5 protein-coding genes are annotated in these 14,385 nt (G+C 50.8%); all 5 read right to left on the minus strand.

Features of this window, described 5'->3' with window-relative positions:
* Positions 1-352: 352 nt before the first annotated feature.
* The 5 genes from ACOI8A_RS28090 to ACOI8A_RS28110 all read right to left on the minus strand — a co-directional run bounded on the left by ACOI8A_RS28090 (position 353) and on the right by ACOI8A_RS28110 (position 14,280).
* The gene (locus ACOI8A_RS28090; protein WP_420657959.1) at positions 353-3,706 is read right to left on the minus strand and encodes a P-loop NTPase fold protein; all 3,354 of its coding nucleotides are present in this window, start codon (positions 3,704-3,706) and stop codon (positions 353-355) included.
* Between the two features lie 385 nt (positions 3,707-4,091).
* Positions 4,092-8,057: an NACHT domain-containing protein gene (locus ACOI8A_RS28095; RefSeq protein WP_420657961.1), complete on the minus strand. Its 3,966-nt coding sequence runs from the start codon at positions 8,055-8,057 to the stop codon at positions 4,092-4,094.
* Between the two features lie 723 nt (positions 8,058-8,780).
* The gene (locus ACOI8A_RS28100) at positions 8,781-12,554 is read right to left on the minus strand and encodes a hypothetical protein (RefSeq protein WP_420657963.1); all 3,774 of its coding nucleotides are present in this window, start codon (positions 12,552-12,554) and stop codon (positions 8,781-8,783) included.
* Positions 12,555-12,923: 369 nt separating this feature from the next.
* Positions 12,924-13,676, minus strand: coding sequence for a DUF6602 domain-containing protein (locus tag ACOI8A_RS28105; protein ID WP_420657965.1), 753 nt, complete (start codon positions 13,674-13,676; stop codon positions 12,924-12,926).
* Positions 13,677-13,734: 58 nt separating this feature from the next.
* Positions 13,735-14,280, minus strand: coding sequence for a hypothetical protein (locus tag ACOI8A_RS28110; RefSeq protein ID WP_420657967.1), 546 nt, complete (start codon positions 14,278-14,280; stop codon positions 13,735-13,737).
* Positions 14,281-14,385: the final 105 nt, after the last annotated feature.

A 14,385-nucleotide genomic window follows, 5' to 3' on the forward strand; every position in this document is an offset into this window, starting at 1 on the left:
GCCGAGGCTGTGTAAAAACGTTTTTCAGTGCGAGTGGAGCCCAGTGTTGGACTGAAAATCGCGTTTCTACGCAAAATCGAGATCGGCTGAGCAGCCGATAATTCTCAGATTTCGCATAGACGCGCAAACTTCAATTTTGACGAAGCGTTTTTACACACTCTGGGCCGATAGCGGTCATACCTCCTGACCGACCGACTGCCCTTCATGGTCTCGACTTAACTCGCGCCTCTAGACGTCGCGAGTCCAAGCCGACCCATTAACATAATTGATTACCAAAGTGCTGCACGACGTTTCGCCTGTTTTCCTCGCTCACGTTCTGTGCAGTCAAGTCGATGGCGGCGAACTCAATTTTTCATTCTTTACCGAAAACGGCTCTTGCCAGTTTCTGCATGCGTCCCTTGTTCCCATGCTGCTCGGACAGGTTGCTGTAGATATTTGGGAGGCGCTCCTTAAGCTTGGTTACCTGGGAAGCGTACGTGTCTTTATGTTCATTAGAAATTTTCCACTCAGCGAATTGAGACGCTCTTGAATCTATAAAACTCGCTGCGGATCTTGTGTCCTCAGGGGCACTGTTAATCTGTAGTAGTATTTGAAGAAGGCGTTCCTCCTCTTCAGGTGTTCTAGGAGTGATGCTCGGCAACAGCTCGCCGTATTCGCCCAAGATAAGGATTGAGGCCTCTACAGAGACCTTGAGATCGTATACAAATGGTCGAAGCATGGTGCCAATAATGGCCCGGGTGTCTTTTTCAAAGAGGTTGAGCAGTAACTTTGAATTCTGAATGCTCGTGGAGGTCGGTTTGGCGAACGTCGCTTGTTTAACTGCATCTGTAAGCCAGGCCGACACGGCTTGGTGAGCTGACGTCTCACCAGCAAAATCGATTTTGTGGTCGATCATGTATTTCAATGCAGTTCGCTCATTGGTGCTGGCAGCTTCAATGATGTTCATCCATCCAGAAGCATCAATACCTTTCCCAAAGCTCCGGTCAAGTATGGCGGCTCGCAACTCCAGCAACTTAGCGTTGGATCCCTCAAGGGCGTGGCTCAAGAATAGCGTGTCGATATCTGGGAGCGCCGGTACTTTCTCGGATGCCAAGTTGAACGAGGTGAACCAATCAAGGAATTCATTATCCGTTAGGTCGTAGCCACTTAACCTATCCGCAATGGTCGAATACGACTCATAGACGTGGCCAGAGGCAACGTTTCCGATGGCTCCAACCTTAATCAGCCTAGACAGAATCGGTGCCACTAGGTGTGCAGACTCATCTTCAATCGTCAGTTTTAAGAGGTTTTCAGAGATGATCGCTGCCCGAACCAACGCGTCCAGATATTCCTGCTCGGCTTCAAAAGCCTCCTTGATACCTGGAATCTCGCTGAGCGGTGCCCCCGTGTTCAGCCTCATGTAAATGACTGCAATTGAGACTTTGATGCGGTTGGATTTCACGTTAGGTAGATGCAGCAGAATCAGCTGCGGTATCGCACTGGAAAGCTTCCCGAACAGGGCTGCTGCGAACCAGACCCTATGTTCAGCAGGGTTCAAATCAATTGCCGTCGTAACTGCCGCAGTAGGCTCAACACCTATGAAATAAGGCCTAGGGATAGTGGTCAGTCTTTTTTGGCCAAAATAGGCTGTGAAGCATGGCAGCCAATCGCTTTCATCGAGTGGAACTCGATTTAGGTTTGCATGCTCAGTCGCTGCCAGTTGCAGCACCGCGTCCCTCAAACCATTGTCGTTGAGGCTAATTTTACCCGTATCAATCTTTTTGAGATCTGGATCGGGCATTACCATATGGAACAACAGTTCAGCGCCACCCATGGTCGAGGGTTCAAATGGGGCGCTTACAGAATCCAGGTAGCTGTCGTACTTGGAAATGGTTTCTGTGTAGCCTTCAACAGACTCTGGATCATAGGCCTCTTCCATCATTTCTTCGAATGCAGTTTTGGAAGTCGCCAGTGCCTTCTCGAAGATGTCTCCGCACAGGCCTAACCCAATCAGTCCCTTGATGGAAGCAAAGTAACCGGAATCTGTGCTTACCGTTTCCAGCTGATCCCCATTTCCAAATTTCGCACTCACGTGAGGGAGCAGGTCATCAATGCTGCACCCTTCCATTTGAGACGCCTGATGGAGGGTTTTCAGAAGACTGACCGGGGAAACCGGTGCCTCCAAGCGGCGAACAAAAGAGTCCTTAAACCCAAAGTAAGGAACGAGTGCGGCGAGCCTTTTGCCGTCTTGGGAGTCGATAGCATCTTCAAGTGGCTGGTCGATAAGTTCCGCGATGGCGATATCCGAAGATGTCTGGAAATGGATCTGCAGGATCTGGATGGGCCAGCCCGTCTTCATGTCCTCTCCCAGGAGTGCCTTCAGGGAGCGCTTGGTTTTATCAATGTTTAGCGCCACGGTTTGGGCGGCTTCATCTTCAGCTTCTGTGGTGATCTCAGCGCTCTTATCGATCATCGGAGCATCTGGGTCTCTCAGCATCGCCTCGATGGCCACGCCATTATATTTGCAGATTGCCAGGTAGGCAGCGATGCAGACTACGTTTGGTCTATCTGCAGTGACCAGCAGTGTGGTTGCGATGTCGTTGATGAATCTTTTCTGCAGGCGAGGAGTTACCAACCCGCCAGCCATGGGGCTATGACGCTGGAGAATTACGCTGCACGCATCAGCGTCCAACAAGTTGGATGCACCAAAACTCTCACTCCAAAGTTTCCTAAATGCATCTTTCCAGCCGGATGTGATGATCGGCGGGGTACGAAACACCACAGGGAACTTCTTGGCGATAAAGTCCTTCGAGTCGTAGCTTTGCTCGTTTTCTCCATTGAGATATTTTGACACCTTTGTGGAACAGAACGGCACTATGACACTGAGATTTTCCTCGCCTGTGACGGACGTGAAAATTTCTAGATCGCTCCATACCGCTCGCAGGACATCCCTTGGCAGCCTGTCCAAGTTATCGATCACAATGATGATGTGGTAATCCTTCACTGCATGCAGCTGCTTCCGCAGCGCCTGCTTCAAATCGAGAGGGCTCACCTCTTTGCTGACTTCGATAGTTTCAGTGATTCGATCATCTGAACTGCCTTTGAGCAGACTGGCCAAGTTCCAGCGTTTCTTAGGATCCTCTTCTCTTCGGCTGGCGAGATACGCGAACAGAAGAATAATGCCAGGCGCTGTGCACGCCAGCACATAAAGAGCATGGAGCCATAGGGCTAGAGAATCGCTGGCATGAAGGCGAATTAGATAGTCACGAATAAAGGTCGGCGTAAGTACACCGCTTGCGATCAGTAGCACTGCCCAGATACTGATATGACTGCGGGTGTCCTTCGTGTAGCTGTAGTGCCGACCTAAGGCGATGTCGCGGCTAGTTTCGACCTCCGCGATTTGCTTTTCTCGCCCCAATGTCCTGAGCAGTTCCGTGACCTGCTCGGTCAATTGTTGGATAAAATTGCTTTTGATTGAGCCTTGATAATTCTGCTCGCAGTCAAAGAGCCACAGCTTCGTTTTCGACTTCTCCGTATCGATCTTCTTTTCGAGCATCTGGAGGATCGAACTCTTCCCTGAACCGAATTCACCGTCCAATCCGATCACCCGGTGATTGGTTTTAGGCTTTAGATAATCATGCATCGCTTGAGCCACGCGGTCGTGACTCTCGCCCTTGAAAACATCGACACCGGACGGGCTTTCATTTTGGAAGTTTAGGTTGTTCATCAGTCCCTTGCACCTCTGCCGGCCAGTACCACATGGCCAATGGCCGCCAGCATACGACTTTGACAGCAATTTGCACCAGAGTAGTTAGATGCGTGGCGCTAGGATTGCAAGGAATCGTGCCGAATCTGGAGAAAGTTGGCAGCGGATCTCCTTTAAAGGTTACAGACACGTCCTTTGCGGTATTCAAGGTCAAGGACACAGCTTAAGGCTAGGCAATGACCGCTTTCGACCCAAAGCAGACAAGCGTTAAAAGAGGTTCAGCTGACTGGTTGCGGTCTTGCGAAAATGGAATGGAATGCATCGATGTTGCAGCGCTCCGAAGCGGCTCAGTTTAAACAGCCCATTTTTTTGATGACCGTCGACAGTATTGCCACAAGCTTCGTCTTTAACTAGGATTACATCGCTCGAGATCAAGCACGAAAACGGCGACTCTTCCTTCTCGTGCAGACCTGCTCTTCGCGACAAGCATGCTTTTTAGTTCATCGGCGGTGGCGGGAAGGGGTTCGTGTCGACCTGGACTCTTCAACTTCTTGGTTGTTTGTTTTTGTTCTCCAAACCATAGCACCAGATAAATACCACGCCCTTCCGCTCGCCAGTCTGGGGTGTAGAGAGCATCAAGCTGTCTATCTGATCCTGTCCAGAGCTCGGAGTGCCACTGCCCTTTGATCTCGATCGGAACCCGAAGTGTGCCAGCCGAACAAGTGATATCAACTTCCTTGTCGTCGGCAACATGCGTTTCCGGATCGAAAGTGAACCCTGACGATCCTTGACGGAGAAGACCTAGAAGGTGATCACGGCAACGCTCCTCAACGAACGGGATTTTTTTATCGTCATAAAATCCGCGCCAGGATTCAGCATCGTCGCTCTTTATCTTCGCTTGGGCGATGGCGAGTTCTTCAAGAACAAGAGTTTGTAGGTCAACAAGGGACACAGGGGCAAGATTGCGTGCGATCGCCTCGATAGCAGCAAGCGTGGGCGGAACATAGGTAGCTTCGACGCGGATGCGCTTCTGCTCAGCAGTAACAATCTTGACCTCTTCAGAGTAGCCATCGACAGGTGCGCCCCTTAAACGGACTAATGCATCGATTGCTTCATCGCTGGTGTCATTGCCAAGGCGACGGATGAGTTGGACGATGAAACTGCTTGCATCCCAAGAATTTGAATCCCCTGACGAAGTCCCGCTTGGGCGATGCACCATTGGCCAAAGCGATCGGAACGTATTGATCATCCACTCACTCTGCGCAGCATTGAGGAGGACATTGGTGTCATCGTAGCTGCGGTTGTTGATTCGATGCCGTATGTGCCAGAGCAGTTCAGGTTCAATCGGCTTAGTACCAAGCTGCGCTACAGTGTTGGGGAAATCAACAATGAGGCCAATGGCAACCCAATTGCGACGGTGCTCTTCGTCCGTCGACGTCGGACGAAGCGCTAAGGTTCGACGTAATTCCTCAAATCGCTCTGAGCGGATGAGTCTATCAACTAGCTCTATTTCCGGACCGATCGGTAAGTCTGGAAATCGCTCCAGCCACTCCGCAGCAAGTTCGGTACTCATGGTGATATTGCATTGGTCGTGCATCAGCGTGTACAGGCCATCTACATTTTCACGCCGTTGCTGTAGTTGCGGTTCATGGTAGAGCTTCATAGCTTCTTGCCAGCCACCGCGGATCTGGATCGAAGCTTCGACAGCTTCAATGAGACCCAGGACTCCTGCATGATCGTCGATGCGGCTGCGGCGAAGTTCGAACAGTCCAGCCATTAAGCGCTCATCAGAAAGATCATCGAACCCGACTCCTATTCGATGCCGCTCGGCGAGTGCGGCAACGATAATGTACGCGGCATCGTAACCCTTACCTTCCGCATGACTCTCCGCAATTTGCTGTGCAGTGGGTTCGGGTGGATCAAGCATTAGAAATGCTTCAAACCCGGCGTGCGCTACCTCACCAATATCATCTCCAAGCCACTGCCCGACTCTCTTATGAGCAGGTGCATCTTCAATGTCGTTGAAGAGGTTCAGATAGGCTTTAGCGGGATTGACCAGCGCACGGCAGTCACCAGAGCGCATTTGATCGATGTGAGAAGCAAAATGATTTCTGTGCCCCGCGTAACGGGCCGCTTGCTCTGCGCGACGCTCGCGTTCACGCTCGGTCTGTTTGATCTGCCAGTCGGGTATTGTCTGCTCTGCGAGCTTTTCGAGCCACTGCAACAGATCGGGACTGCGAGCAGCAAAGAGTCGTGCAGCAGCACGTACCTCTGTGCCCGTGTCACTATCATGCCGTGAAAGCTGGACCAAATCGCGCCAGCGTTCGTCGCTGTGATCTGTGGGGTCGAGCCAATTAAGTAGCGCAATAACATCTGCGTCGGACGGTATAAAGCCTGTCGATCGTTCGGTGAGCCGCCAAGATTGCTGATAAGGGTTGTGATCACTGGGCAGCTCTAAGAGCACTAGTCGTTGAACGGATCGCCGCAAATTGTCGTCGCTCCGAATGAGCTCGTGCAGTTTCTGATGAACATCACGTTGATATCCCTCACGGGTATGAAAGGGCTCCAGCCAAGACCAAAGTTGGTGCGCGGTGACACCGCCGGTCTCTACGACGCGAACGATCAAATGATAAGCAAGATCTGTCAACACATCGTTCCCAGGGCGTTCATACCGCTTACCAAGACTCTTTGCTACTACAGCTAAGAGATCGAGGACATCTGTTATCTGACCATCTGGAAGATGCCTCTCCAAGCGCATCAATACCCCAATCGTACGGCTACCAATGCTTGCATAACCAACCACGAGGTCGACAATCAATTTGGCATCAAATTGGTCGTAGCCGACTTCATCGGCCAGTTCGATTGCCAGCCGAGCAGAAAGCTCATCTCTGTAACTACCCAAGGTGTAGAGAACGATTGGCCAAACAGTCTCGTCATCTACCTCGACGAGAATTTCGCCTGCTACTTTCCTACACGCAAAAAATGCCCGGGGGTCTAGAACGACCTTTCGCAGATCATCTGTTAGGAATGACGCTATTTCACTTCCTCTGATTGCTTCGAGCATCAGGAGGCAAAGGCTGAACGATGTTTCAGGTGTTGAGATCAGTCGCCGTATGTCCTCAATGACCGCTGGGTGCCTGAAACCACGTAACGCATACGATCCCCTGTCAAGAAAGCTCGGATTCTCGTTTGCCAGAAGCTCCAGTGAGCCAATAAGCAAGCGAGCTTGATCGGCCGTGAGTTCATCTGCATCCCCATACTCAATCAATCCCATTGGGTCCGCAGTGATAACAGCCTTGGTAAGCGCCGGGTCCAATGCGAGCCAGGCATGAATGCCCCGAAGGCTTGAAGGTACAAGCCCATGGCTGTGAAACACTGAGAGGAGGCGTCTGCGTTTTTGTGGTGTATCCGCCTGCTTCGCGAGCCATTGAGCCCCCAAGTACTCCCCGACCCGGCGGTGAAGGTAGGTGAAGCGATCGACGCCATCAGCTTTGAACAAGCGAGTGCCTAGCATGGCTCCCACGACGTTTCCATCAGGAAGAAGAGAGAGATCGGAAAGTTGCAGTTCACCTTCGGCAGCGTTCGCTGCGGAAATCCGAACAATCGCCTCACTGCCAGTTAGGATCAACCCGGCAAATGCGGCGCCTGCGGCATCAAGGCCAATTTCCCGCCCTGGCTGACTTCTGGCCTTGGTGTCACGATGTTCGACTCGTAAAACCTCAATGGCGCGCTCGAAAAGCTCGGTACGCGTTTCAGGTAGTTCCCCTGACCCCGCAACACGAGCAATTAGCTCGAGAGTTTGCGGATTGCCGAGCAATCCGCTGAGTCCTCGTGCATTGAAATGCTCGATCACATTTTTGGCTGCCGCCAAACCGAGTGTGGCGCTTAGAAAGTTGGAGGCGTCATCGTCGTTGAAGGGCTCAATGTGTAGTTCTAGTGGCTTTTCAGCGTACTGTTCGTGAATAGCCTCCAAACCCGTCGCGCTACGCCAATCCGCTACCCGGCACGCAAGAATGAAGCGAGGGTAGCCAAGTTCACCGAGTTGACGCAGGACAAGATCCACCCCGTCTCCATCCTTTTGGCTGCTTACCTCATCTAATGCATCAATCACTAGGATTTGGGCGTCGCTTAGCAGCGTATTCGGATCATAACGGTTGATCAGTTGGCGGGCGGTGCAGTGCGAATATCCTGGCGTCGATGCAAGCCAGTCAAGCAGGTGAGTTTTTCCCATTCCGGCTTCGCCAAGTATGACGAGCGACTCAGTTCTTTTTAGCAGGTCGTCCTGAGGCAGAATAATTCGACTGTCATTAGTCTCACACCACAGTGTTCGTTTGATGACTGCATGCACTATCGGATTTGCGCATTCATTCATGTCGTACTGGAGCCTCAAACGGAGCCGGTTTAGTCATTCTGACACTAAATTAACGACCCATCACAAGCACTAAAAAGAGATCCGTGAACGACTGCTTTTGGCCGGTTCTGTTGAAAAAGTCGGATTGCCCAAAATACCGGAATATTGACCGGTGAAAAATCCTTGTTTGCACGCTGCTAGGTGAAATCCGAGTCCGGCAGTCCCTGCTAAAGATAAAGATTCAACCTCAAAATTATACCTTTTAGCTAGGCTTTGGAACTACCTGATGCCGAGTTTTTTCTGGTTCGTGGCTTGCGCTTAATCTCGGGCAGTTGGCGTATGCGTAATTGCATGGACTTGACCACCCATTTGCATTCGACTTGACCAGTCATTTGCACGGGATGTGACCAGCTAACTGAGTGGCGATGACCGGTTGAATTCACAGCCGATGGCTGCCAGTCGTCACCGGCAGCGGTCGGCCAGAAGAAGTCATTCGTCAGTGCCCACACTTGCCCGACAGCCTAGTAGCAAAATAGCTCTATTAAGTTGCGGACCGATTACGGTCAGCTAGCCGTGCGCTCCCTGCCAACGACAGCGGCCGGGCACAACGCACAGTCGTTAGCGGACGAGCATTAAATGAGGATAAACCCAAAACTTTTGCCGCTGCTGCATGAACTTCACAGTGTCACCAGCTTGCCTCATCTATGCGGGCGACACTTTATGCATTCTTAAATTATTATCGTATTAAAAGCCTTCTTTTCTTAGATTGGCCTCAACGTCTTCGCGTTTTCCATGGCGCTCGTAGCCTTGAGCAAGTTGATCGAGCATGGCTGCAACATTTGGATGGGAGTGCTGCACCCGCTCTGCCTGGTTTCTGTAATGTGTTGCCAGATCACGCTCTTGGTCGCCGCCATCCCAAGGAGACCGGCTAGTGACCCCACGCTTATTAATGGTCCCAGTGATGAAGCCGGTACGCATATGTTCTAATTCAGGAGACTCTAAAATCTCCCTAGCCGGCGTGAATGGCCACGTACCATCCTCATCTGCTGGGGAATGGGAGAGAATTTCTCCTAAAGTCTGATCACACATTGTTGGCCGATCTGCATCACTACATAATTCACGTGTTTCCTGAATAAAGTGAGTAAATTTATCTGCATCAATACCCCCATCTGATTGAGTGCCAGGTAGTCGCTTGCAGTGATGTAAGACATCCCAAGCCCTCCCTGCAGCTGCCCGACTGGCGTCAGTCACCTCCCGCCTTTCCCCATGTTCCGGCTTGTAGATCGCACAAATTAACTGCTTGAAGAGTTCTGGCTCTGATGTGATAGCTTCATACAGCGCACTAGCATTGTCTCCTCGCCCATGCTCAAGAAATGGAAATAGCCCAAATTCAAGTTGAGCCAGAGCTAACCGCTCAAATTCACCAGAGCTCTCTAGCCGCTCCAGCATTTTCTCTAGATGCCAAGACTGAATTTTTGGCCCATCTATCTCTATACAGTTGAGTAACTGTTGAAGAGCTAAAAAAATCTTGCCAGGAGCAGTTTCTTCAAGTTTGAATTGGCAGCAATAAAGAGCACTCATTGGGCGCTTAGCCTTCAAGAGCTGCTCTAACACAAAGTCCAAATCCTCATCATTTGTTTGATGGTATGGTTGAACCCTGTGCCAATACTCGGTATTGACCTCATGATCACAGGACTCAACCAACTGCCAGGTTTCTCGGTTTGGGATAGCCAGAGTTAAGAAGCTGGCGAGCCTCACAGATGGCCATCCACGTTGTTTGCCTAACTCAACTACTTTTTTAAGTAGCGCATCAGGTGCTGGTGACGCAGCCGTACGGAGAAAGCCTGCTATACACGCACTCATGTGCGTGCCGTTATCAAAGCTCTCAAGCTTTTCCGGAATCCATTCCATCCAGTAGCCCTCACCCCAGGGAACCCCTGCCAATGTGGCTCCGACGATGCTGGGTTCGGTGCATACTTCAATAAGGCTTTCTATTCCTGTGATTCTTTCAGCATGATATATCGCCGATAACGAGGAGGCTCTGAGCTCGGAAACAATTTTCGCTTTGTCATGAAGATCTTTTTTTTCATCCTCCGTAGGCAGCTCCAGCCAATGGCTATCGAACAACCAATGGTCTCGCATGACCAAGTTGAAGGGGGCCAATCGTTCATAGCATGTCTCCACCGACTGGAGCCACTCGTTAAGCTCCGTAGCGGATGCCTCATCGTAATTACGGTGCCAATTAATAATTGCCCTCAGAGCTGAACGTATAATTTCCCGATCCACATCCCTATCTGTCGCTTGGGTGAAGGGTTCAATCAGTTCCAATAATCTGGGCAAATCCTCTCGATCCCTGAAGCCGGTCTTTTGCAGTAACGAGACAATTCTAGGTGCATTCCCATCGCTGAGTTGAAGTAGCTTTTCATGGACGAAATCAAGCATTTCATACATTTCAGCATGGGTAACACCACGGCCTGCACCTGCATCGTCTTCACGCCATTTTGGCCTGTGAATATGGTCGGCAGTTTGGTGACCACGTCCCGCGATCCCCACCAAAAGACGAAAGGCAGCCTCGGGATCCCTTTCGATTAACAGACTGAGTACTTTGATCCGCTCCGGTAAGCTGGCAGCAGTTTGCGGAAACCACGAGCGGAAAAAGTTTAGAAGGCTCCGGCTCGGTTTGTTGCCCCAGTTTCCCTTCATAGGGACATGGCTTAACTGGGCAAGAATTAGCGCCACTGGGGCCAAGCGACGCGGAGCCCAGCCAAGAGTTTCCAATGCCCAAAGCAAACCTGCGTGCCAGCAACGGCCTCCAAGTATTGAGTCACTAGTTTCGGTAAAAAGCCTCGTTATTGGAGCATCCGCCATGCGTAAGCTGTTCTGAATAGCACGAAGAAATCTATCCGGCGCGGCTTCTGCCAAGTTTGGTAGATAGGAGGATAAAGACAGCCAGCGCCCTCCATCGGCCCCGTCAAGCAGCTCGCCCACTAACCCCGCCACCCTCTCTTCGATGTCCAGTGCCTGTAGGCCAACTTGCTCTGGGGCACGCAATGCCAGCTTTATGAGCGAATCGCAGATCGATTCAAATAGTAAGTCTGAATACGGATGAACTTTTCCGTGAAGCTGGGCCATCCAGCGCTCGTTATCCGGCAGTTCCAACTGGGGGTCAGGTGCCGATAACATTTTCTGAGCAAGGGCAAAGAAACGGTCCAGTTGGTTACTAGTAATCCGGTCTGCACATTGACTGAGCAGCTCCAAAGGCGATTTGGCTTTCCAGACTGCGCCTATCTTCAGCAGTGGAGCATCGTCAAGTCGTACAAGTTGCCGCAAATCTTGCTCAACCGTTTCATATGAACGGCCCGACAGTTCTTCAACTGCTTGTCGATCCGCTGCTTTGTCTGAATGCCAAGCTCCAAGTAGGCAAAGCAGCGGTAGGCTTGCTGCTTGCGGTGCTCCTAGCCAGACAGGGCGTTGAATTGCCGGGTTAGTCGCTCTTTGTCGGCGAAATACAGTCCATGAGCGGCCAGTGGATAATGCATAGCGCTTGGCATCAGACTCTTCCATTCCTGTAGCAATCAGAGCTTTCTCGAACTCGTATATGTTCGGCCGCTCCAAGATCAGCTCATTACCATTTGGCCTGCCGGCTAAATCGCCTGTGGCGTGAGGGATGATCACTCGCAAGTCTTCACGTAAAACTAGATCGCTTGCGATTTCAGTGCGAGCCGCGATTGCAACCCGCAATTGAGGGTTTGCTTCCACATACCGCCAACCATGAGGTTCTGTCACAACAAGGGCATGATGTTGAAGGTCGCCCGATGCCATCACCACCGCAACTGTGAATGCTACGGCTTCTTCCACACTGTCGGCACGTATCACAAGAGGCTGTGTAGGTGTAATGCTCGCCTGAAGCTTTTCACCCAAAGCGTCGAACATCGATGCCCGATCCTGGAATAGTGCTTCGGGAGTGATGGCCGGGTTACATTGTCGCGCCCACGTATCCCAGTAGCGGGAAAGGCTGACTACACCCCCGCCACTCAAACCCAACGCTTCGGCGAACTGGAAAGCGACTGCCGGGCTTTGCTCCAACCATTGCTCCAGATCGTCCGCATCGTAGACCCGCACATCAGCCCATTCCCCCTGGCCGGTCTGCTCCTCAATCCATTCAGACTTTTTGGTCCAGCGGCGAGGGGTAACAAATACATACGTGCAGTTCGATCGCTCTTCCTTGCTTGTCGTTTCTGTGCGCTTCCGATAATCGCGGTTAGCTTTGCCGGGCACATCTTGATCACAGCCAACTTCCCAGCAAGACGCACCAGCTGGAACCCAGGCATTACCAAGGTCACTGAACAGAACGCCGTCCCAGCCTGGTACATAGGTTGAATCACCCGCTGGAAATGAAAGCTGGCGCGTTGCTCCGGGTTCAAAGCAAAGGCGCCTGACCCAGCGCGGCAAATCGGTTTGCGCTTCCTTGGCATGCGTATTTGCCCAATTGACGATATGGGAGGCTGTGATTCGCATAATCCATTCCAGATAAAAGGGGCGTCAGTGCGACCCCAAGCTTACCCCTCCGCCAGCTCATCTTGGAACACCATTGGTGTTCTTGCGGTTTAGTGTTCCGGTGTTTTTTCGTTGGTGCTCCATGGCTGAAAGCTTTGGTCTCCTTGGCTTTCAGCGACCCTGACCGCTTTGAACCGAGGTGTCCACGGTGAACGGCTGCTATTGGCCAAATCTGCTGAAAAATAGCAGTCAACAATTACCGTCCTAACAATCGCAAACTAGCTTAGTCTTCTTCTGTCGATGGCTTAATGAATCTTAATTCATCATCACAGTGCCTGCGAATGCCGACCTAAACTTCAAATAGCAAAAGAGACGCTCCTACCGCTATTATTATGGTTCTTTTAATGCTGATAAGATTATGTCGTCCACATTTATATAAGCGCCGGGATTGAACGGCCTAATGGACGTCTCCTCACCTGATAGAGTATTCATCAGTCCCGTAATGAACATGCTAAATTCAAAAAAAGGAGGATAGTCATTATTTGATTCGAGGCCATACCAACTCTTCGTTGCTGCGTCATAGAACCAGTAACCCTTACCTAAAACGCAAAGAACTGTACAGGGTGGATGTTCATCGTCGGTATGTTTTTTATAGCGTTCTATCTCTGAGCTGGTGATGTCAGTGCTGAACGCCAGAAGAACGGTTGTCGGGAGGGGGCCACCCTCGACTGAGCCATCCTGCCCCATTTTAGGGAATGAACGAAGTTTACTTACAGACCTGAATTTTTTATTTGCATCTTTTACCTCGCGCGCATTAAGTGTCGACTTTACCTCAAAGACATAACGAACACATTCCACCGGATACAGCCCAAGATCTCTACCCACCAAAATGGGTGGAGCAACTTTTCTATGGTAGACGATTAAGTCAAGCTGATCGCTTAGGCTTTGAAGTGAATCAATAACTTTCCCCGTCCCACATTGATAGCTTTGCGTGAGAAATGGCTCTATACACTCCTTCGCTGCAATCTCGCGTATTTCTCCTGCTATTCCATGATGCCCGATTCCAGAAGCTAAACTGTCTGCATTCTTTTTGGCTGACGCGATCCGATTGACAATATAGTCAAAATGCTTAGTCGTTCTCATTATTATTTATCCCCAAAAAACCATGCCAATGTATATCGCGAAACACTGAAACCTAATGTTAAGCATCCGCTAAATCCTTAAGCCTCGCGCGTATGCTTTGGCAAAGCGCGTGAAACCGCTCGGGTTGCCGCTCCTCATAGAAAAAAATCCCCTCGCTGCGTGCCGGTGCCTCGATGATCGCGGATACTGACTCATCAATTGCATCAACAATAGATTCGCGCTCCATGGAGAGTTGATCTGTATTGAAGTGAATGAAATTGTTTCTGGACTGATTTAGCCAGCTTATCAAGTCCCGATTTATTCCGGACTCGTTACCAAATAGTTTATCGAATAGATCCAGGAAGAAGTCGAGCTGTGGATCAGGTAGATTCTCATTGTTTTCATACGCCGCTAACCACTTCTTGAGGTGACTCGGCTTCCATGTATCAAAACCTGTGCTGCCTCGAAGCGCAATGCATACAGCACCCTGCAGGGCAGAATGAGCTGCGATGAGCGCCCACTTCCAAGAGGTTGCCGTCATCGGCGCCCGTTGAATTTGAGCAAGAAGTTGCTCGAGAGATGTTTCCAGATCGATAAAACGATCAAACCGAATATAGCCTTCCATGTTCTGCCAACCCTTCATGGTGCCTAATGGAGCGACTCCCTAAGACTGCCGTATTCGCAGGATCGCATCTGTTAATGCTCGTGCATTTGTGTCCAGTGTTTCCAG

Source organism: Pseudomonas sp. P4795, assembly GCF_048822895.1.
GTDB lineage: Bacteria > Pseudomonadota > Gammaproteobacteria > Pseudomonadales > Pseudomonadaceae > Aquipseudomonas.